This is a genomic window from Flavobacterium piscisymbiosum (assembly GCF_020905295.1).
In the GTDB taxonomy this organism is placed as follows: domain Bacteria; phylum Bacteroidota; class Bacteroidia; order Flavobacteriales; family Flavobacteriaceae; genus Flavobacterium; species Flavobacterium piscisymbiosum.
Window position 1 is genome coordinate 5658876 of record NZ_JAJJMM010000001.1, and the last position, 21288, is coordinate 5680163.

The 21288-nt window shown below is 36.2% G+C and carries 17 protein-coding genes and 1 pseudogene; 16 read left to right on the plus strand and 2 right to left on the minus strand.

Translation table 11 applies throughout. The features are described 5' to 3' along the window. The first annotated feature begins 61 nt into the window (after positions 1–61). The 4 genes from LNP81_RS23800 (at position 62) to istB (ending at position 5709) form a co-directional block, all read left to right on the plus strand. Positions 62–2707 (plus strand): TrlF family AAA-like ATPase, encoded by a 2646-nt coding sequence (locus tag LNP81_RS23800; protein ID WP_230039733.1) that lies wholly within the window; start codon positions 62–64, stop codon positions 2705–2707. Between the two features lie 56 nt (positions 2708–2763). Next, complete coding sequence (locus LNP81_RS23805; protein ID WP_230039734.1) at positions 2764–3267, plus strand: hypothetical protein; 504 nt, start codon at positions 2764–2766, stop codon at positions 3265–3267. 140 nt (positions 3268–3407) lie between these two features. Continuing rightward, complete coding sequence (istA, locus tag LNP81_RS23810; protein WP_230039702.1) at positions 3408–4955, plus strand: IS21 family transposase; 1548 nt, start codon at positions 3408–3410, stop codon at positions 4953–4955. Between the two features lie 16 nt (positions 4956–4971). Then, positions 4972–5709 carry an IS21-like element helper ATPase IstB gene (gene istB / locus LNP81_RS23815; protein ID WP_056251131.1) on the plus strand — a complete coding sequence of 246 codons (738 nt, stop codon included), beginning with the start codon at positions 4972–4974 and terminating at the stop codon, positions 5707–5709. A 139-nt stretch (positions 5710–5848) separates the two neighbouring features. On the opposite strand, the gene LNP81_RS23820 is transcribed toward istB, so the two are convergent. Continuing rightward, positions 5849–8284: an efflux RND transporter permease subunit gene (locus LNP81_RS23820; RefSeq protein ID WP_230039735.1), complete on the minus strand. Its 2436-nt coding sequence runs from the start codon at positions 8282–8284 to the stop codon at positions 5849–5851. Positions 8285–8376: 92 nt separating this feature from the next. After that, entirely contained in the window at positions 8377–8697 is a 321-nt protein-coding gene (locus LNP81_RS27550) for a DUF6660 family protein (protein ID WP_428979536.1), read from the minus strand. Positions 8698–8809: 112 nt separating this feature from the next. On the opposite strand from LNP81_RS27550, the pseudogene LNP81_RS23825 reads away from it, so the two are divergent. The 12 genes and pseudogenes from LNP81_RS23825 to LNP81_RS23875 all read left to right on the plus strand — a co-directional run. Continuing rightward, positions 8810–9170: pseudogene (locus tag LNP81_RS23825) on the plus strand (TonB-dependent receptor); the annotation flags it as partial. A gap of 583 nt (positions 9171–9753) precedes the next feature. Next, positions 9754–10122: a hypothetical protein gene (locus LNP81_RS23830; RefSeq protein WP_230039736.1), complete on the plus strand. Its 369-nt coding sequence runs from the start codon at positions 9754–9756 to the stop codon at positions 10120–10122. A 151-nt stretch (positions 10123–10273) separates the two neighbouring features. Further along, positions 10274–11128 carry a DUF3347 domain-containing protein gene (locus tag LNP81_RS23835; RefSeq protein ID WP_230039737.1) on the plus strand — a complete coding sequence of 285 codons (855 nt, stop codon included), beginning with the start codon at positions 10274–10276 and terminating at the stop codon, positions 11126–11128. Positions 11129–11142: 14 nt separating this feature from the next. Then, positions 11143–12213, plus strand: coding sequence for a YncE family protein (locus tag LNP81_RS23840; RefSeq protein ID WP_230039738.1), 1071 nt, complete (start codon positions 11143–11145; stop codon positions 12211–12213). Between the two features lie 136 nt (positions 12214–12349). Continuing rightward, positions 12350–13039 carry a DUF3347 domain-containing protein gene (locus LNP81_RS23845; RefSeq protein WP_230039739.1) on the plus strand — a complete coding sequence of 230 codons (690 nt, stop codon included), beginning with the start codon at positions 12350–12352 and terminating at the stop codon, positions 13037–13039. Between the two features lie 245 nt (positions 13040–13284). Next, entirely contained in the window at positions 13285–13797 is a 513-nt protein-coding gene (locus LNP81_RS23850; RefSeq protein ID WP_035650034.1) for a DUF3347 domain-containing protein, read from the plus strand. A gap of 1 nt (position 13798) precedes the next feature. Further along, positions 13799–14269 carry a heme-binding domain-containing protein gene (locus tag LNP81_RS23855; protein WP_230039740.1) on the plus strand — a complete coding sequence of 157 codons (471 nt, stop codon included), beginning with the start codon at positions 13799–13801 and terminating at the stop codon, positions 14267–14269. 4 nt (positions 14270–14273) lie between these two features. After that, positions 14274–15584, plus strand: coding sequence for an efflux RND transporter permease subunit (locus LNP81_RS27405; RefSeq protein ID WP_089055911.1), 1311 nt, complete (start codon positions 14274–14276; stop codon positions 15582–15584). Next, a complete protein-coding gene (locus LNP81_RS27410) occupies positions 15556–17505 on the plus strand; it encodes an efflux RND transporter permease subunit (RefSeq protein ID WP_255700766.1) in 1950 nt (649 codons plus the stop codon). Before LNP81_RS27405 ends, LNP81_RS27410 begins: the two co-directional genes overlap by 29 nt. Continuing rightward, positions 17489–18739 carry a TolC family protein gene (locus tag LNP81_RS23865; protein WP_230039741.1) on the plus strand — a complete coding sequence of 417 codons (1251 nt, stop codon included), beginning with the start codon at positions 17489–17491 and terminating at the stop codon, positions 18737–18739. Before LNP81_RS27410 ends, LNP81_RS23865 begins: the two co-directional genes overlap by 17 nt. Further along, a complete protein-coding gene (locus tag LNP81_RS23870; protein WP_230039742.1) occupies positions 18717–20057 on the plus strand; it encodes a heavy metal-binding domain-containing protein in 1341 nt (446 codons plus the stop codon). The genes LNP81_RS23865 and LNP81_RS23870 overlap by 23 nt, the downstream gene beginning before the upstream one ends. Positions 20058–20060: 3 nt before the next feature. Further along, positions 20061–21275 (plus strand): efflux RND transporter periplasmic adaptor subunit, encoded by a 1215-nt coding sequence (locus LNP81_RS23875; protein WP_230039743.1) that lies wholly within the window; start codon positions 20061–20063, stop codon positions 21273–21275. Positions 21276–21288: the final 13 nt, after the last annotated feature.

A 21288-nucleotide genomic window follows, 5' to 3' on the forward strand; every position in this document is an offset into this window, starting at 1 on the left:
AAACAAACAAGTTGACGGCAAGCTTTAATCACAATCATCAAAAATCTAAACATAAAAAAGAATGAGTGCAGGCGCGAAATTTTTAAGAGCAGATTTACATATACATTCTTTCGGAGAATTTGGCTCATTTGATGTAGTTGATACCACAATGACACCTACAGCAATTGTAGATACCGCAATTGAAAAAAAATTAAGTATCATTAGTATAACAGATCACAATGAAATCCACAATTCATATACAGCAATTGAATATGCTAAAGAAAAAAACATACTGGTTTTACCTGGTGTAGAAATTAGTACAACTCAAGGTCATTTATTAGTGTATTTTGAAACTTACAAAAACCTAAGAGATTTTTTTGGCAATTTAACAGTAAGTGAGGACAAAAAAATTTGCCACCAAGGTATACTAGAGTGCTTGGAGCTTGCTAAAATATACAATGGCTTTGGTATATTAGCTCATATAGAGTTATCCTCTGGGTTTGAACAAACTATTGGTAGATTTGGACCTCCAATAGAAGAAATATTAAAACACGAGTATTTACTGGGTTTAGAAATTAACTCTAAATCTAGTATAAATTTATATACAGATTTAGACGAGAGTCTTGATAGAAAAAGACTTTTAAAGTTGCGTAAAGAACATTTAGGATATGACGACAGTTATACTTTACCCAAATTAATGTCATCTGATTCACATTCTTTAAACAGATTAGGAACAAATGCAGAGGGGGAAAATAAACTAACTCGATTTAAAGTAGATGAATTAAATTTTCACTCTATAAAAATAGCATTACTTACTCACGAATCAAGAGTAAGATTAGAAAATGAAGTTCCAGAAATGCGGCCAATTATTCAAAGCATAACAATTGAAGGAGGACTTCTTGATGATATTGAAATTAAATTAAGTAGTAACCTTACCTGTATAATAGGAAGTCGTGGTGCCGGAAAATCAACGCTATTAGAGGCAATTCGTGAAACATCTGGTAATAATTCAAAATCTACTGTTGTTGATTCTGACGTTTGGCCCCAGAAAATAAAATTAAAATATGTTGATGAAGCCAATCAAATTATTGATTTCACGCGCGAAAAAAATAGTAATTTACAAAATGTAACTGACCCAATAAATGGCATATCAAAAGTTGATATTGAAACTTACGGACAGGGAGAAACTGCTGACACAATTCAAAATAGTGATGATAATCCAAAAGTACTAATAGATTTTCTTGACAGCTTTTTAAGATTGAATGCAAAGTTAGTTGAGGACAAAGAATTAGTTTCATTACTTCTTGAAAACCAAAGTGAAGCTAAGAAATTAAGAATCGGGCTGTTAAGTTTTGAAGAAACCGAAAAAGCGTTAAAAAACGAACAAAAAAAATTAGAAAATCTTGAAAAAGAAAAAGCTGGTGAACTTGTAAAATATCAAAATGCATTAATTAAAGAACGTGGAATTAGAAGTGAGTTAATAATCGACTTAAACAAATTGATTAAAAATTACAAGGAGATTTTAAGTGATGACGATACTTTCAAGAATTTTGAATCTTTGGTCGATACAGATATAATAGTTGGTAAAGATTTTTTTAAGAAAGTTAAGGAAATAGTAGCAGATTTTTCAGCAGTTGTCAAAACAAAATCAAATGAATTAAATGCTGAACTAACTGCAAAAATAGCTGAACTTAACGAACAACTTAACAATTGGACTGCAAAAGAAAAGTCAATACAAGATAAAATTGATACTAAAAAAATAGAATTTGAAAAACAAGGTATCCCTTTTGACTTAGGTAAAATAAATCAAATTTCTAAAGATATCGTCGATTATCAAAAAATCATAACGAAATTAAATTTAGATAAAAAAAAGCTCATAGATTTATCTACCGAAAGAGATGGACTATTAGCTAAAAGAAGTGCTATAAAAAATGACATTTATGTAGAGAGAAATACATTCGCAAAAAAAGCTAATGCAGATTTAAGAAATACTATTGATGGTTTTTTTATATCAATAAAATATAAAAAAGGTAAATTCTCACCTGATTTTGATGCGCTTTTAAGATCTAAAATGGACTGGAGAACCCTTAAAAAATCTAAGCTAATCTCAGAACAATTATCTCCCTTTGAATTTGTTGAAGCTTGTAAGAGTGGTAATAAAAATATTTTAATAAAAATATTAGATGAAGAAGGAAGTCCAATTTTATCTGATTTCGATGCAGCAACTATTATAGAAAAAACAATAAAAGATTACAACTATGAAGATTATGAAGCATTAGCTTTTGAAGACTTTCCTTCAATAATAGTTACAAAATCAGTAGCCGACGACAATGGAGATGTAAAATATTATAGCAAACCCATTTCTCAACTATCACTAGGACAACAGCATTCAGTACTTTTGGGAATTTTAATGCTTTCAGACAGCAACAAACCATTAATTATTGATCAACCCGAGGATAATTTAGATAGTGAATTTATCTATAAAACAATAGTAAAAAATCTAAGAAAAATTAAAGAACAACGACAAGTTATAATTGTTACGCACAATGCAAATATTGCAGTTTTAGGAGATGCTGAATTAATTATTCCTCTAAAAAGTACAAGTATTAAAACTCACGTATTAAATTCTGGCTCAATCGATAGAAAAGAAACTAGAGAAATTTGTTGTGAAATATTAGAAGGTGGAAAAAGAGCATTTATTCAAAGACAAAATATTTACGGAATATAAAAGTGTAATAGCAGGGCGTTATGCCTCATTCTAAAAAAAAAATACAACAAAATAAAATGGCAGACAGAGCAGCAATAGATACAATCCGAGGATATTTTTATCAATTTGATTACTCGATAATTTCCGTACTTAATTTATTAAAAGATACTGATTCAATTTTAGTTGAAGGTGTAGAAGATGTTGATATTACGACAGCAACGGAAACAACTGCAATACAATGCAAATACTACGAGAATACAGAGTATAATCATTCAGTTATTAAAAAGCCAATAATGTTAATGCTTAATCATTTTAAAGATGTAAAATTAGGCAAGAAAACTGAGATAAAATACAACCTAAGAGGCTTCTATAAATCAGGTCAATCGAAATTATCACTACCATTAAGTATTCAAAATCTTAAAGATGATTTCTTAACTTACAGTCAAACTGAAAAAATTAATGGTGTAAGTACTAAAGTCAAACATTTGCATCATGATGATCTTAAACTGAATGATGTAGAATTGAATGATTTTTTGCAACTTGGAAAAACCGGTCAATTTGACCACCTAATTCCGGAGTAAATTGACCACCCGTTCCGGAGCAAACTGACCACCTAATTCCGGAACAAATTGACCACCAAGTTTTGTGGTTAATTAACGATTAAAAACTATTGATTTTTTCATGTTGTTAGAACCATACATTCGTTAAAAATATACGGATTATGGCAAACAAAATAACAGACATGAGTAAAATTAGAAAAGTAATTAAATTCTATTGTAATGGAAAGAGTAAGTTATTTATAAGTAGCTACTTATCCCTTTCAAGAAATACGGTAAAGAAATATATTTCTTTATTTGAAGTTCTCGGATTAAGCTTTGAATTAATCGACCAAAAAACCGATGCAGAGCTGGAACTTTTATTCTCCCAGACTAGTGTAGAGGCCATTGGCCCGAGATTACAGACACTTTATGATTTTTTTCCTAAAATGGAACGTGAACTAAAAAAAGTTGGCGTTACCGTACAGCATATGTGGGAACAATATATTGCTGTAAATCCTGATGGTTATCGAACTTCACAATTTCATTATCACTACAATATATGGGGCAAACGAGTTAATCCGGTCATGCATATGAACCATAAGGCTGGTGATAAAATGTATGTTGATTATGCCGGAAAGACACTCTCAATTATTGATATAGATACCGGAGAAGTCAAGGAAGTACAATTTTTTGTAGCAATATTAGGCGCTAGCCAATACACGTATGCTGAAGCTTCCATGAGCCAGCAAAAGGAAAACTTTGTTGACTCAGTAGAGAATGCCATGCGCTTTTTTGAAGGTACTCCTGCTGCCATTGTTCCGGATAATTTAAAATCTGCAGTAATAAAAAGCAGTCGTTTTGAACCGACAATCAATGAAACCCTGGCTGATTTAGCAGAACACTACGAAACTACCATTTTACCTGCCAGAGCTTACAGGCCCAGAGACAAATCATTAGTTGAAGGAGCTGTTAAGATATTATATCGAAGGATTTATGTAACCATAAAAGAAACCAAGTTCTTTTCTCTGGAAGAATTAAACCAGCAGATCTGGGATTTACTTGACTCTCATAATAACAGAAAACTAACAGGACGGCCTTATTCCCGCTTTGAATTATTTTTAGAAGACGAAAAAGAAAAACTACGTCCACTGCCACAAGATCGTTTTGAAATTAAATATCAATCTTTTGCAACAGTAATGCAAAACGGTCATGTTCAATTAAGCCAGGACAAAAACTATTACAGCGTTCCGTATCAATATGTAAAAAAGAAAGCAAAGCTGTTATATACCAAATCAACGGTAGAGATTTATTATAAATACAATCGAATAGCTGTACATCCAAGAAACTACAAACCTTATGTCTATACAACAACCCCTGAGCATTTAGCAAGTACACATCAATTTGTAGCTCAATGGAGTGCTGCCCGCTTCATTGAATGGGCTAATAATATTGATGAGTCAGTGGGAGAATATATAATGCAGATAATCGAAAGCAGAAATCATCCGGAACAGGCTTATAAAAGTTGTTTAGGAATACTGAATTTTGAAAAAAAGGTAGGCAGACAGCGATTAATAAATGCCTGCAGGCGGGCACTTGATTTTAAAATTTACAATTTTAAGACCATACAAAATATTTTAGAAAACAACTTGGATCATATTGATTTTGATCAAGAACCTGAGCAGGAACTTCCCGATCACAGTAACATAAGAGGAAAACACTATTATAACTAAATTAAATCTTGAAAAAATGAATGAATCCACAGTAACCAAAATGAAACAAATGAAGCTTTATGGCATGTTTAATGCTTTTAAAACAGCCATTGAAAGCGGAAAAACAGATCATTATACCCTTGACCAGTTTGTATCGATGATTATTGATGCAGAATGGGATGAAAGGTACAATCGTCGTATTGAACGAAGTATCACTAATGCCAAATTCCATTACAAATCAAATATTGAAAGTATCAATTTTGATGTATCACGTAATCTGGACAGAAACATGGTACTGCGTCTGGCAGAATGCGAATTTATAGAGAAAAATGAAAACATTTTAATCACTGGAAGTACCGGGGTCGGTAAAAGTTATTTAGGTACCGCATTAGGTTATCAAGCCTGTATACAGGGTTTTAAGGTAAGTTATTTTAATACCTCAAAATTGTTTGCTAGACTAAAAATGGCTAAAGCAGATGGCACTTATCTGCGGGAACTTACCAAAATACAAAGACAGGATGTTATAATACTTGATGATTTTGGACTCCAGGCACTTGACAGCCATAACCGAATTACTCTTTTAGAGATCATAGAGGACAGGCATAATAACGGCTCTATAATCGTGACATCACAAATCCCAGTTCAGGGCTGGTATGATATAATTGGAGAAAAAACGATAGCCGATGCAATATTAGACAGACTTATACACCAATCTCACAGGCTTGAATTACATGGAGAATCGATGAGAAAGAAAAGAGGAATAAACAAAGAGTGATATTTTATTATATTTGAATACTAATTAACAGATGAAAAAATATAGTTTTTAATCAAAACGGAGGTGGTCATTTTGCTCCGGAATTAGGTGGTCATTTTGAACTGGAATCAGGTGCTCACTTTAAAACGGAATGGGGTGATCAATATAACCGGAATTTGCAGTTTAGTGGAATCTTACTCCCTGAAGGCAAAGGAACGTAGAGGTTTTCAATATTGTGTATATCTGTACGCAAATTACTATTTAGACGCACCACCATATCGAAGCGCATTTCTTTTTCAAAAACAACACCAGCAACATTTCCTGCAAAGGCAGTATTTAAAACCATATTGACATCAGAAATGGATAAGCCATATTGTGCAATTTTGTTGCGATCGTACTCGACAACTATTTGTGGTAAACCAGTTACCTTTTCAATGGTCGGTTCGGTCACACCTTCTACAGGTGCTATTAATGTACCGACAATTTTTGCTTGTTTTGCTAACTCGTCAAGATCGTCTCCAAATATTTTTATAGCGACATCTTGTCGTATTCCTGTCATTAATTCATTAAATCGCATTTGCATTGGCTGGGTTACTTCAACTTTGACACCAGGCAATACAGACAAAACTTCTTCAATTTTCTCTTGTATTTCCTCACGTGAATCAGCACTAGTCCATTCTTTCTTGTCCTTCATTTGCAGCATCATATCGCCTTTTTCAATAGGCATTGGATCTGTAGGGATTTCGGCACTACCAATACGCGTTACAATTTGTCTAATTTCAGGAAATTTCTTTTTCAGCATTCCTTCTGCTACAGTGAAAGTTTCAACTGTTTGCGATAGTGAGGCTCCCTGCATCATTGATATTTCCACTGTTAAATCACCTTCCTCAAGGGTTGGGATAAATTCTCCTCCAATAGTATTGAAAATCCATATACTAACTAAAAATAAAAGTGCAAATATAGCTATTAAAGATTTTTTAAACCTCAATGCAAGTTCAAGCACAGGGGAATAAACACGCTGTAAGAAATCCATAATCTTATCTGAAATGTTTCTTTTATGCTCTGTTTTTTTACTAAGGCATAACGCTGACATCATTGGAACATAAGTCAGCGAAAGAATAAATGCTCCCAGAATTGCAAATGCTACTGTTTGCGCCATTGGAATAAACATTTTTCCTTCAATACCTGCAAGGGCTAAAATCGGTAGGTAAACAATCATGATAATGATTTCTCCAAACGCTGCGCTGTTTCTTATTTTGGAAGCAGCACCATAAACCTCAGAGTCCATCTGTTCTTGGGTTAGTTTTTCTAAACCTTGATGGTGCTTACGACTTAATGTTATTCGATGCACTATTGCTTCAACTATAATTACTGCACCGTCAACAATTAACCCAAAATCAATAGCACCTAAGCTCATAAGATTTCCTGAAACACCGAAAAGCCTCATCATGCATAATGCAAAAAGCATTGCAAGAGGTATTACGGAAGCGACAACTAATCCAGCTCGAAGATTTCCTAGAAGTAAAACTAAAATCAAAATAACAATCAAACCTCCTTCAATCAGGTTTTTCTCAACCGTGCCAATAGCTCTGCCCACTAATTCAGAGCGGTCTATAAAAGGCTCAATGATCACTCCTTCAGGAAGTGTTTTTTGAATCTGTGCCATGCGTTCCTTTACATTTTTGCTAACTTGGTTAAAATTTTCGCCTTTGAGCATTAGCGTGACACCAGCTACTACTTCGCCCTTACCATTTCGGGTAACTGCCCCGTAACGGGTAGCCTTTCCAAACTGCACTAATGCCACATCACGAATAAGGACAGGAGTACCATTAATATTTTTAATGACTATTTTTTCAATATCATCCAAAGTTTTAACTTGGCCTAAACCCCGAATAAAATAAGCATTGCTTTGTTGTTCTATATATGACCCGCCAGTATTTGCATTATTTTTTTCAAGGGCTTCATATATTTCAGAAATTGTAATATTCATAGCATTAAGCCTATCATTATCTAATGCAATTTCATACTGTTTTATATAGCCTCCCCAACCGCTTACTTCTGCCAGGCCCTCAACACCCGCCATTTGTCGTTTTACAATCCAATCCTGAATGGTACGCAAATCTGTGGCGGAATACTTTTTTTCATACCCTGGTTTCGTATGAATAACATAGTGATATATTTCTCCAAGACCTGTTGTAATAGGGGCAAGCATTGGTTCTCCCATATCTTTGGTTATTTGCCCTTCTACTTCCTTAAGTTGCGCCCCTACTTGTTGACGAGCCCAATATACATCAGTTTCATCTTTGAAAACCAAAGTTACAACCGACAAACCCGATCTTGATATTGATCTTTTTTCAGTAACATTGGGAATGTTACCTGTCGCTAACTCAATAGGAGCAGTAATATATTGCTCTACTTCCTGAGCACCCATAGAGGGAGCTAATGTAATAACCTGTACCTGGTTGTTGCTAATATCAGGAATCACATCAATGGGCAATTTTACAGCACTGTAAATACCTGCAATTACAAGTGCTAGTGTCATCATTGCTATGATGATTTTGTTTTTTATGCTGAACGCAATTATCTTGTCTAACATTTTTTATTGTATAATGAATGATATTCTCAGGACATAATCCTAAAATTTCGTGGAAGTCCACAACTTGTTAACCCGAAATTACTCGGGCATCATTATATTATTTGTGGCGGTTGCCATATACTTCCGAAGAAATTGGAAGACGATATTGACTTATAAGTAGGTAAAGATATTTTGATAACACGAGTAACTATTAGTAAATAAAGTGCCGTTACAGCAAAATAAATAAATACATGCGTGCTACAGTAATTACAAGCACAAAAAGGAGAACATAACTCGATTTGTTTATCACGTGTATCATTTCTTGAAGAAAATTCGGTTGACATATGAGAGTCAGACCCATCATCAATATCGTTACATGGCATACAGGAAAGTGCCAGAATGATAACTGATAATATGAGGTTTATAAATTTCAAGACTGTAAAAATAAGATTTTATTTTTATAATCAATACTTATTTATAATGATTATTAATTATTAGTATGTTTTATTATTGTACTACCAATATTTTACAGCAACTCCCAAAAGGTATACCTACACAGATGCATCAATAGATGACAACAGGATTAAATCTGAAAATCCTTTAACAGCCAAACATCGATCGAACAATGTTTTGATGTATGAAATAGAGGATAAATGGAAAGCCGGTTTGGAGGCTTACTATTACAGTCATCAAAAATTAAATGATGGGACTACAGGAAGAGAATACTGGGTTTTTGGTTTTATGGTTGAAAATTAATTTTTCTGTTTTTGCTAATTTTGAAAACTTTACTGACACCAGACAAACGAAATTTGGAAGTATTTATACTGGCCCCATTTCAAATCCTGTCTTTAAGGATATTTATGCCCCTCTTGATGGATTTGTAATAAATGCTGGTTTAAAAATTAAACAATCGGCAAATACGAAACGGATGGAAAACTTAAAGTGTACCGTCCTTTTAGTAATAGAAAAAGATATAAACTAAGTGATTTAGTTAAAATTCAATCCAAAAGATAGCGCAAGCTATCTTTTCCTTTAAAAACTTACTATTTGAAATTTGCGGCAAAATCGTGGCACAAGCAATTTTAAATTATTAAGAATCCAGCAAAAGGGCAGCTGACTTTAGGTTAGTAACTTTAAATAACAGTTGTTTTTACAGCAAAAATATTTTGATCTCATTGCTGTGAATTATTAAAAACTTCCAGCGATTCTGGTTGTTTCTCACTTGGGGCAGCCCGTGTCATTATTAATATTCTCTATGATATTTTAGTCTTTAGTCGCCACAATACAAAGGTAAATCTGTGTTTCAATTCCACAATAGCAATTAGTAAAGTGTTTGGCAGGGAAGAATTATAAGCCCAGGCCGATGGTGAAAGAATTATCAATGTGAGTGGTTTTACAGTTTACAATGCCGTTGAATCTGTAAGTGTTTTAACATTTTATTTTAAAAAATTCAAAAAATATATGTAAATTTGTTTTCATAATTCTTTTATATGAACCGATTTCACATCATATTGATTGTCATGCTTGGCTTTTTCTTAATGCCAACAGACACTTTTGCTTGTGGAAAAAATGTGGCAGATCATTCCTGCACAAAAAAAACGTCTACGTCTGATGAAGATGATTGTTGTTCTAAAAAGAATCATTCAGGTAATAAAAATCATGATGGTTGTGGCGGAAAATGCGGACATTCAATGTGTGGTTGTGCTTCAGTGTGCAATGGAGGAATCTCTTTCTTAAACCAGCTTGAATTCAAAAAAATTACTTTCAGTATTTTTTCTCAAAAACAACGATTCTACAATTCAGAAACCTCAATTTTAACAGGATTCTATTCTATTTGGCTTATACCTAAAATAAGCTAAATACCTTTTTTGATAGCCATAGGTGTGTCAAAAAAGGAAGGCATTTGCTTTTCATTATTTAAATTTTTCGCTTATATAGAATAATAGTCTATACACCTCGTATATACAATTATTTCTCATAAGGCTACATTCAATTCTAATACATTTTAAAATGAAATCAATTCAAAAAGGATTGATGGCAATTACAATATTGCTATCAGTCATAGTGTATGGCGCACCTATAAAAAATGCCAAAACCGTAAACACAAAAATTTATGGTAATTGTCTAATGTGCAAAACTGCTATTGAAAAATCTGGAAACATCAAAAATATCGCTTCGGTAAACTGGGATGAGAACACCAAAATTGCGGCCATTACCTACGACCAGAAGAAAACAAATCAGGATGAGATCCTAAAGCGAATTGCGTTAGCGGGATATGACAGTGAGCAGTTCCTAGCTCCTGCCGATGCATATGCAAAACTTCCTCAATGCTGCCAATACGAAAGAACAAATAAGACAGCTGCTGCAATAAAAGAATCAAAAATGGATATGGCGAAGATGGATCATTCCCAGCATACAGCCGCAGTTTTCCCAGATACTCAGCAAGACAGTCCATTTAAAACAATTTTCAATAACTACTTTGAGCTAAAAGATGCTTTGGTGAAAACAGATGCCAAGACTACTGCAATCAAATCTAAAGAGCTTCTTACTGCAATCAATGCCGTTAAAATGGACAACCTAAAGCCAAAAGAACATACGGCATGGATGAATGTAATGAAAAGTTTAGCTACAGATGCAAAAAACATTTCTGAAACCCAAGATATTAAGGAACAAAGAGAATCTTTTAAAAGCTTATCTAAAAACACTTACGATCTTATAAAATCTACCAATCAGCCACAACCGGTTTATTATAATCATTGCCCAATGGTTGATGCGAATTGGCTCAGTAAAGAAAGTGGTATCAAAAATCCGTATTACGGTTCCCAGATGCTAAGCTGTGGATCAACTATAGAAACAATCAAATAATCCCAAATCAAAAAATGAAAAATATAATTACAGGTACTTCAATCCTTGGAGCATTAATATTAGGAATACTATGGCTGTCTTCTTGCAGTAAATCAGATGATATGAATATGTCCGATCCTAAATTGAACATAAACTATCCTGCCGCTTATGTGGTCAACGGTCAGGACGGCACAATTTCAGTAATCAAATTGGCAACCAATGAAGTTACAGAGACCGTCAGCCTTATGGGGACTGGAACTGATATGATCATGTGGCCTCACCACATTTCTTTACATTCTAATCACCTGGCCATTGGAGTGCCCGGAATGGACTTCTCTGCCGGTCATACTGCCGGCATGGAAGGAATGACGGGTAAACTCCTAGTAATTGATGCCTCCAATGGAACAACAGTAAAAAACATTAACCTGCCAATGATGAACCACAACACGATCTATAGTCCAAATGGTTTAGAAATTTGGGTGCCTCAAATGGACATGAATGGAAAAGTTCTGGTTTATGATGCCTTAACATACACATTGACAAACACCATTGCAGTGGGCATGATGCCTGCCGAGCTTACCTTTTCTTCTGACGGCACTAAGGCTTATGTCGCTAATGGAGATGATAATACTGTGTCAGTTATAAATACGACAACCAAACAAGTTACAAGCACTGTTGCTGTAGGGAACAACCCTGTGGGTGCTTGGACAGGAAGTGACGGCAGAATGTATGTTGATAATGAAGACGGGCAATCTATCTCGGTAATCAATGTGGCAACGGATGCTGTAGATCAAACCATTGATTTAGGATTTATGCCTGGAATAGCGTCTCACAATGGCAATAAGAAAGAACTTTGGGTAAGCGATCCTGCTAATGCAAAAGTACATTATTGGACTTGGGACCAGACTATGATGATGTGGATGCATGGAGGTGTATTTACTACTGGCGCTGGTGCCCATGCAATAACATTTACAGCAGATGGCAATACAGCATATGTGACCAATCAGACAGCCAATACAGTCTCTGTAGTCAATGTGTCAAATCACACTGTCTCTAAAACTATTAATGTAGGCCGAAAACCCAACGGGTTGGTGCTAAAAATGTAAATCCTATCCTAAAGAGGTATTCAAAATGCCAACTGGTGATTGAATTTGCACAATCAAAAAAAAATAATTCGTATAACACTCAAATAAAAGAATGTTGGACAAAACAACATTTATAAGAGATCAAAAACTAAAAAAAATGAAAAAAATAATTTTCTCGACCCTTATAATGGCAATTGTATTTACAGCCTGTAATTCAAAAAACAAAGAAACTGCAGCTCCTGAAGCTTCTGAGACAGCTCAGAGTGATTCACAATTGTATGCCTGTTCCATGCATCCTGAGGTTACAGGAAAAAAAGGAGACAAATGTTCCAAATGCGGAATGGAATTAACCGAACCAGTAAAGCAAACTACTGAAAAAAACGCAGAAGTAAAAACAACCCAAGCAGCTCAAGCAACATTTTCTATAAACGAAATTGTGAGCAATTATCTGACTCTAAAAAATGCATTAACAAAAGATGATACAAAAGGAGCTGCAAATGCCGGACAAGCATTGTATGCAATCTTTAATAATGTAAATCCCAATTCAATAGATGCGAAATTAAAGACAGAATATCTAGATATTGCTGATGATGCTAAAGAACACGCAGAACATATTGGAGCTAACGATGGAAATATCGAACACCAAAGAGAGCATTTCGCCATGTTAAGTAAAGACATGAATGATTTGATAAAATCTTTTAAATCAGAGCAAAAATTGTATCAAGATTTTTGCCCTATGTATGATGGTGGGAAAGGAGCTATTTGGATAAGCGAAACCAAGGAAATCAAGAATCCATATCAAGGAAAAAAAATGTTAAGCTGTGGTTCTATGAAAAAAGAACTGTAAAGCAGTTAACTACTTATAAATATATCGGGTTATTTACATAATGACCACTCAATGTTTCGGTGACTACTGATTTTCCGAATTTATTGAAATGGAAAAAATGCATCTAATTTTTTAGACTGCCCTTTGATCCATTCTTTAACCAAATATTCGCTTATGATATGTATTTTCATGTAGGTAAGTTGATAGGACATATTTTCAGACACATCAATAGTAACCTGTTTTTTAACAATTAAAATTCAATAAAAATGAAAAATGTAATTCTTTCAGCCATAGTTATGGTATTTGTAATGGTTTCAGGTAATGCACAAAGCAAAAAAACAGAAACTAAATTTTCAACTGAACAAATTGTAGCAAATTATTTAGCATTAAAAAATGCACTTGCAAAAGATGACACCAACGGAGCTGCTAAAGCTGGAAAAGCACTATATGCGACTTTCAAAAGCGTAAATGTAAAATCGATAGATCCAAAATCCAAAGCAGCATATCTTGATATAGCCGACGATGCCAAAGAGCATGCAGAACATATTGGGGCTAATGGTGGTAATATTGAGCATCAAAGAGAGCATTTTGCCCTACTGAGTAAAGACGTAAATGATTTGATCAAAACTTTTGGAGCTCCAAAAACACTATATCAGGATTCTTGTCCTATGTATGATGGTGGAAAAGGAGCTATCTGGATTAGTGAAACAAAAGAGATAAAAAACCCTTACTATGGTTCAAAAATGCTTACCTGCGGTTCAATGAAAAAACAATTGTAAAATGAAACGATTCATCGGAAAGATTCTTTTTATTGGGTTAATTATTTTTCTACTGATGCAATTGTATCAGCCTGCCCGAAATTCCGATTACGGGCAGGTTTTACCAATTCATATTTCCAAGGTGTACACCATTCCACAAAATGTGCAAACAATCCTTGAAAACTCCTGCTATGACTGCCATAGCAATGCCACGAGATATCCATGGTATTCCTATATACAGCCAGCACGCAGCTTTATGGAAGGGCATATCAAAGAAGGAAAAGAAAATTTGAATTTTAGCCAATGGGGAAGTTATTCCAAACGAAAACAGGAAAATAAATTAGACCGAATTGCCAAGCAGATAAAAGCCAACGAAATGCCTTTGGCTTCCTATACGCTGATCCATAAAAATGCAGTGCTGAATACAGTTCAGAAAGAACAGCTGCTCAATTGGATTGAAAAAGTAAGAGATAGTCTTGCACAAATAAATTAAATCTATGGTACACAAATTAATAGAATGGTCGCTGCGAAACCGTTATATCGTTTTACTATTATCGGCAGGAATATTTGTATGGGGTATCATCTCCATTCAAAAAAACCCTATTGATGCTATTCCCGATTTATCTGAAAATCAGGTAATCGTTTTTACAGAATGGATGGGACGTGCCCCACAGCTCGTTGAAGACCAGATCACATATCCCTTGGTTACCAACCTTCAGGGATTACCCAAAATTAAATATGTAAGAGCTGCTTCCATGTTTGGTATGAGTTTTATCTATGTCATTTTTGAAGATGATGTTGATGTATATTGGGCAAGATCAAGAGTACTGGAAAGGCTCAGTACTATTAGCAGCACCCTGCCCAAAGGAGTTGCCCCGCAATTAGGACCCGATGGAACTGGGGTTGGGCATATACTCTGGTATACTTTGGAGGCACCCGGTATTGACCTTGGCGAACAAAGAGCCCTACAGGACTGGTACGTCAAGTTTGCTTTGCAAAATGTTCCCGGAGTGAGTGAAATTGCTTCTTTTGGAGGATTTCAAAAAGAATACCAGGTTACCATTGATCCAAACAAACTACTATATTATAAGCTGTCTGTCCCGGAGGTTATAAGTGCTGTACGTGCCAATAATAATGAAAGTGGCGGAAGAAAATTCGACATGAGTGATATTGGCTATATCATTAAGACATCCGGTTATCTGAAATCTATCAAAGAGATTGAGGATATTCCACTTAAAAACCAAAATGGCATTCCTATAAAAGTCAGCGATATAGGAACTGTTCAGATGAGCGGGGAAACCCGATTGGGAATCTTTGATCATAATGGTACTGGTGAAGTCGTTGGCGGTATAGTAGTAATGCGTTATGGTGAAAACGCAGATGCTGTAATTGACAATGTGAAAGAAAAAATGAAAGAAGTTGCTAAAGGGCTTCCAAAAGGGGTAAAATTCAATATTGTATATGACCGGGGACATCTGATTAAAGAATCTATTGATTCGGTTAAGCGTACCTTAATTGAAGAAATGCTTGTAGTGTCGCTTATAGTTATTATTTTTCTTTTTCACTGGCGTAGCGCACTAAGTATTATCATCCAGATACCAATTACAATTGCAGCAAGTTTCATACTGCTCAATGCTTTTGACATATCATCCAATATTATGTCCCTTACCGGTATCGCACTTGCCATTGGAGTAATAGTTGACAACGGTATTATTATGAGTGAAAATGCCTACCAGCATCTCTCACAACGGTATGCGCAATGGGAATCTGAACAAAAAAATGAAACAAACTCTGATGAAAAGAATTAAAAATATATTTCGCAAAAAACCACAGTGGATATCCGAAGAGGAAAGGCTCAAAATAATTGAGAAAAGTAGCAAGCAGGTTTCTCGTGGCGTATTCTTTGCCACTGTAATTATAATTACTTCTTTCCTGCCTGTGTTTATGCTTACCGGACAGGAAGGAAAACTATTCCATCCTTTAGCCTATACTAAAACATTCATACTGATTGTGGATGCCCTGTTGGTACTTACATTAGCTCCGGTACTGATTTCTTTTTTTATGAAAGGAAAATTCCGTCCAACCGATTCACATCCGGTCAATCGGTTTTTGGAAAGAGGTTATGAACCAATTATACGCTGGGTTCTGAAATGGAGAAAAACAACTCTTGCAGTCAATATTCTGGCATTATTGATTTCTATACCATTATTGATGCGGCTGGGAACGGAGTTCATGCCTCCATTGGATGAGCAGAGTATTTTATTTATGCCTGTTACCCTCCCTGATGTATCTAATGGAGAAATCAAACGCATTTTGCAGGTACAGGATAAAATAATCAAATCGGTTCCTGAAGTAGAAAGTGTTTTGGGAAAGGCAGGGCGAGCTAACACAGCTACGGATAATTCCCCAATGAGCATGATTGAGACCATTATCATGCTAAAACCAAAATCACAGTGGCGTGAAGGAATAGATAAAAAAGATATTATTAAGGAACTCGATACCAAACTCCAGATACCTGGTGTAGTAAACGGTTGGACGCAGCCCATTATCAACCGAATCAATATGCTGGCAACAGGAATTCGTACCGATGTAGGAATTAAAGTCTACGGACAAAATCTCGACACCATTGCTCGTGTATCGGAAAGGGTGAAAATGGCTTTAGAAGGAACTCCAGGAGTGTCTGATTTATTTGTAGATCCTATTACGGGAGGTAAATACCTTGATGTGGATGTTAATCGCCAGGAATTGGCCCGATATGGATTAACAGTAGATGATGTAAACCAAACGGTGGAATTTGCTTTAGGTGGTGCATCCATTGGCAATACTGTTGAAGGACGAAGACGTTTTTCAATAAGTGTGCGCATGGCACAGGATTATAGAAATAGCGTGGAACGCATTAAACGCATTCCCTTACAGTCTCCTACCTTTGGAGAAGTGCCTTTATCTGCCGTTGCTGATATTAAATTCGTAGATGGCCCTCCAATGATTAGTTCTGAAAATGCTCTGCTTCGCGGAGCAGTCATGTTCAATATACGGGATCGTGATATGGGAGGAACCGTACAGGAAGCGATGAAAAAATTAGAAAGTGCCAAAAACATACTCCCTGAAGGGTACTTTATAGAATGGAGCGGACAATATGAGAACCTGATCAGCGGAGAAAAGACCCTTAAAGTCATTGCGCCGCTCGTATTGCTTATTATTTTCTTCGCCCTCTATTTTGCCTTTAATTCCCTTAGAGAAGCCTTTTTAAGTCTTATAACAGTTCCTTTTGCTTTAATTGGAGGTGCCTATATAATTTTTTTCTGGGATGTCAATCTATCAGTGGCGGTAGCTGTAGGTTTTATTGCTTTGTTTGGTATTGCCGTGGAAACCGGTATTGTAATGGTTATTTATCTCAATGATGCCATGGAGCAGCTTATCAAGGCCAAAGGAAACTCACGAGAAACCATTACTAAAGAGGATCTAAGGGAATATGTGGTACATGGCGCCGCAAAACGATTGCGCCCAAAACTAATGACCGTTTGCGTCTCATTATTTGGATTGGTACCTGTTCTGTGGTCCAATGGTGTTGGAATGGATGTAATGAAACCAATTGTATTGCCTATGATTGGCGGGGTATTTACCTCTGCCATACATATCTTATTAGTAACCCCGCTTATTTTCCTAATGTCCAAAGAATATGAACTAAGAAAATATGGCAAACTCGAAGTACATGATGTCAAACATTAAAATACTGGCAGTACTATTGCTTTTACTGCCATTACAGCTATTGAGCCAGACCAAAGAGGTCTTGTCTCTCGATACAATCCTGCAAAGGATTGATAAAAAAAATGTGCTCCTGCAAAGCTATAGTTTAAAGGCAGAAGGATATAAATACAGTGCCGATGCCGCAACAGCATGGATGGCACCAATGGTGGGTGTGGGAACCTTTATGACCCCCTATCCTTTTCAGGAAGTTATGGATGACCGCGACAAAGGATCTTTAATGTTCAGAATTGAACAGGACATTCCCAATGTAAGAAAGCTAAACAAGAAGAAAAAATTCATCCAGTCTCAGGGAAATATTGAGAACGCTACCCGTGCCGTTACCCTTAACGACTATAAAGCACAGGCCAAACAACTATATTACGGTTGGATGGTAGCCGAGCAGCGAATGAAAGTTTTGGATCAAAACGAAAAGATAATGCTCACCATGAAAAAGATTGAGGAAGTGCGCTATCCCTACAACCAATCGCAATTGGGCAATGTATACAAGATCGATGCAAGGATTGAAGAAAATAAAAATATGGTCCGCATGCAGGAAGGTGAAATCGCAAAAGCAAGAGCATGGCTCAACAGCTTGATGAACCAGCCCGGCAATGCTGATTTTGCCATAGACACGAGTATTATCCCCGTCTTTAACCCTGCTTTGCACGACACCACAAGTCTTGCAGGAGTGCGTGGTGATATTAAGAAGATGGATGCAGGGATTGAATCGATGCAGCTCAGTATTGAGGCCATGAAAGCAGAGAAAAATCCCTCTTTTAAAATCCAGTTTGATCATATGAATTCTTTTGATAAAATGATGCCCAAAGCATATTCGGTAATGGCAATGATGTCTATTCCTATTGCTCCTTGGTCATCCAAAATGTATAAATCAGATACCAAAGCAATGCAATATAATGTGCAGGCAATGGAGAAAGAGAAATCCGCCATGCTGCAGGAAACCCAAGGTATGTTATATGGTATGCAATATGAAATACTGACCATGCAAAAAAGGATTTTGGGACTCGAAACAAAAATAATCCCTTCTATGCAAAAGTCCCTGGATGTAAACTTTCTGAACTATCAGGAAAACAAACTGCAGATTCCTGTAGTAATTGATTCCTGGGAAGCTTTAAATATGCTGCAGAATAACTTATTAGATGAAAAATTAAAACTATATCAAATGATTGTCGATTATGAAAAAGAACTCTATCGCTAAGTTAGTCGCATTGTTATTCGTTTCGATATTATTATTGACAGCCTGTAACAAGAAAACCGAGCATAACATTAAGCCCGCCCATCAGCATAGTGCAAATCAGGAATATACCTGTCCGATGCATCCTGAAGTTATTCAGGATAAGCCCGGCAACTGCCCAATATGCGGTATGGAATTGGTTCCAAGACATACCCCTGGTACAGAAACAGCTATAGACAGCAGCCTAAAACATCTTTTAAAACCCGTCAACGAACAGGTCATTTCTAATATATCTGTCATAAAACCTCAGGGAGGCACTAAAATATTCTCTATGCAGGTGCAGGGAATTATTACTTACGATACCCGTGAGCAGACCAGCATTTCCAGCAGGGTAAGCGGAAGGATTGAGCGCCTGCTGATTAAGTACAATTACCAGCCCGTAAAAAAAGGACAGCTAATCATGGAAATCTATTCCCCTGACCTCGCTGCCGCGCAAAGAGAATTGTTGTTTATTTATCAATCTGATGCAAACAATCCGATGCTTCAAAAAGCAAAAGAGAGACTGTCTCTGCTAGGTATGCAGCAGAAACAAATACAACAGGTATTAAAGACAGGTGAAATTTCCTATCGCATTCCTGTTTATAGTAATGCCACCGGGTACATCTTAGACAATACTGCGACAGCAAACGCTTCTGCAGCAGCTCCGGCGGCTTCACCTCAAAGCTCCGTGTCAGATGATGGCATGGGCGGTATGGGCTCAAGTGGCAATGCAGCATCAAATAATAACGCATCCACCCCTTCTGCCTCTGCTATTATGCTAAGAGAAGGGCAATATATTGGTGCTGGACAATCACTTTTTAGAATCTATACCAACAAAAACCTTATCGCTGAGTTTGCTTTTGATCCATCGGTATCCCCCCAGATTAAAAAAGGACAAAAGCTGGTATTTTATGAACCATCAGATAAGCAAACCGTATATACTGGTACTATCGGACTCATTCAGCCCGTCTTTAAAGAGGGAAGCAACTTTACTATAGCAAGGGTTTATTTGCAGGATAATAAATTTCAAACTGGAAAATTAGTAACTGCAGCCATTCCTATTGTAAGTAAAGGATGGTGGCTCCCGCAAAGCGCCGTTGTCAACCTAGGAAATAAATCCATCGTGTTCAAAAAAGAAAAAGACGTGTTTGTTCCCAGAGAAGTTAAAACGAAAAACAATGCTGATGGAATGGTCCTAATAGATCAAGACATCAGTGATTGGGATATTGCCGGCAATGCGGCCTATATGATAGACAGTGAGAGTTTTATCAAGATAGCTTCAGAAAATAAATTAAAAAATTAAGTCATGAACAGTAAATCAATAATTCGTACTATTTTGCTCATTGCAATGGTTTTTCCACTTCTATTTACAGCATGTGCCCAAAAAGAAGAAAAAAAAGTCAGTCAGGAAAAAGCTCAAACCTACACCTGTCCCATGCATCCGCAAATTGTGAAAGATGGTCCTGGCTCATGCCCAATCTGTGGAATGGATTTAGTGCCCTTCGAAAAAAATAACGCACAGGACTTTCTAACCTTGGGGCCAAGTCAGCAAGCACTAGCCAATTTGACGACAATAACTGCCGGAGAAAATGAATTTTCAAATGCGTCCCGTCTCAATGGACGTTTGGTTACAGACCCTGAGCAAACTATTTACATTTCAAGCCGAGTGGCAGGAAGGATTGAAGAGTTATATGTAAAGGAAACCGGTGTTCCCGTTCGAAAAGGCCAGCCTTTATACAGGATATATTCAGAGCAGCTATCAGCCATGCAACAGGAGTACCTCATCGCCACAGCACAGGCCACAAGCTTTGCCGAGGATAGACGCTTTGCCCAAATAAAAAATGCTGCAAAACAAAAACTATTATTGTATGGTCAGTCCGAAGCCCAGCTTAATGAATTATTCAAAAAACAAAAAGCATCGCCTTATGCTGTTTATTATTCTCCAAATTCAGGAATAGTTGCGGAACTTTCCATTACAGAAGGCCAATATGTAGCAGAAGGAGTCTCTATTATGAAATTAGAAGATTACAATCGTTTATGGGTCGAAGCTGATGTTTATCCAGCCGATGCAGGTAAAATTAAAACCGGTCAAAAGGTTAAAGTTATAGTCTCGGGTTATGAAGATCAGCCCCAAACAATGACCGTAGATTTTATAAATCCTGCCCTGCAAACAAGCAAGCAGATAATACAGCTGCGCGGTACTATTGCCAATCCAAACAATCAATGGCAGGCAGGTCAGCAGGCGATCGTTTTACTGCCTTCCTCAGAACAGAAAATGAAATTGACCATACCTGTGGATGCTGTTATAAGAGACGGAAGCGGCACACATGTTTGGATTGAAATTGGAAAAGGCAAATATCAGCCTAGAATGGTGGCGATTGGTTCGGAAAACTTCGATGAAGTCGAAATTACTAGTGGCTTAAAAAAAGGTGATGTCGTTGTTGCATCTGGTGCCTATCTCCTATACAGTGAATTTATATTAAAGAAGGGCAAAAACCCAATGTCAGGAATGAAAATGTAATAACCAATCTCAC

Bases quoted from the DNA above. Each gene is read 5' to 3' on its own strand.
- LNP81_RS27405 (WP_089055911.1), top strand. From the start codon at position 14,274: ATGGTACACAAATTAATAGAATGGTCGCTGCGAAACCGTTATATCGTT.
- LNP81_RS23800 (WP_230039733.1), top strand. From the start codon at position 62: ATGAGTGCAGGCGCGAAATTTTTAAGAGCAGATTTACATATACATTCT.
- LNP81_RS23855 (WP_230039740.1), top strand. From the start codon at position 13,799: ATGAAACGATTCATCGGAAAGATTCTTTTTATTGGGTTAATTATTTTT.
- istB (WP_056251131.1), top strand. From the start codon at position 4,972: ATGAATGAATCCACAGTAACCAAAATGAAACAAATGAAGCTTTATGGC.
- LNP81_RS27410 (WP_255700766.1), top strand. From the start codon at position 15,556: ATGAAACAAACTCTGATGAAAAGAATTAAAAATATATTTCGCAAAAAA.
- LNP81_RS23805 (WP_230039734.1), top strand. From the start codon at position 2,764: ATGGCAGACAGAGCAGCAATAGATACAATCCGAGGATATTTTTATCAA.
- LNP81_RS23830 (WP_230039736.1), top strand. From the start codon at position 9,754: ATGAACCGATTTCACATCATATTGATTGTCATGCTTGGCTTTTTCTTA.
- LNP81_RS23845 (WP_230039739.1), top strand. From the start codon at position 12,350: ATGAAAAAAATAATTTTCTCGACCCTTATAATGGCAATTGTATTTACA.
- LNP81_RS23820 (WP_230039735.1), bottom strand. From the start codon at position 8,284: ATGTTAGACAAGATAATTGCGTTCAGCATAAAAAACAAAATCATCATA.
- LNP81_RS23835 (WP_230039737.1), top strand. From the start codon at position 10,274: ATGAAATCAATTCAAAAAGGATTGATGGCAATTACAATATTGCTATCA.
- LNP81_RS23850 (WP_035650034.1), top strand. From the start codon at position 13,285: ATGAAAAATGTAATTCTTTCAGCCATAGTTATGGTATTTGTAATGGTT.
- LNP81_RS23870 (WP_230039742.1), top strand. From the start codon at position 18,717: ATGAAAAAGAACTCTATCGCTAAGTTAGTCGCATTGTTATTCGTTTCG.
- LNP81_RS23865 (WP_230039741.1), top strand. From the start codon at position 17,489: ATGATGTCAAACATTAAAATACTGGCAGTACTATTGCTTTTACTGCCA.
- LNP81_RS23840 (WP_230039738.1), top strand. From the start codon at position 11,143: ATGAAAAATATAATTACAGGTACTTCAATCCTTGGAGCATTAATATTA.
- istA (WP_230039702.1), top strand. From the start codon at position 3,408: ATGGCAAACAAAATAACAGACATGAGTAAAATTAGAAAAGTAATTAAA.
- LNP81_RS23875 (WP_230039743.1), top strand. From the start codon at position 20,061: ATGAACAGTAAATCAATAATTCGTACTATTTTGCTCATTGCAATGGTT.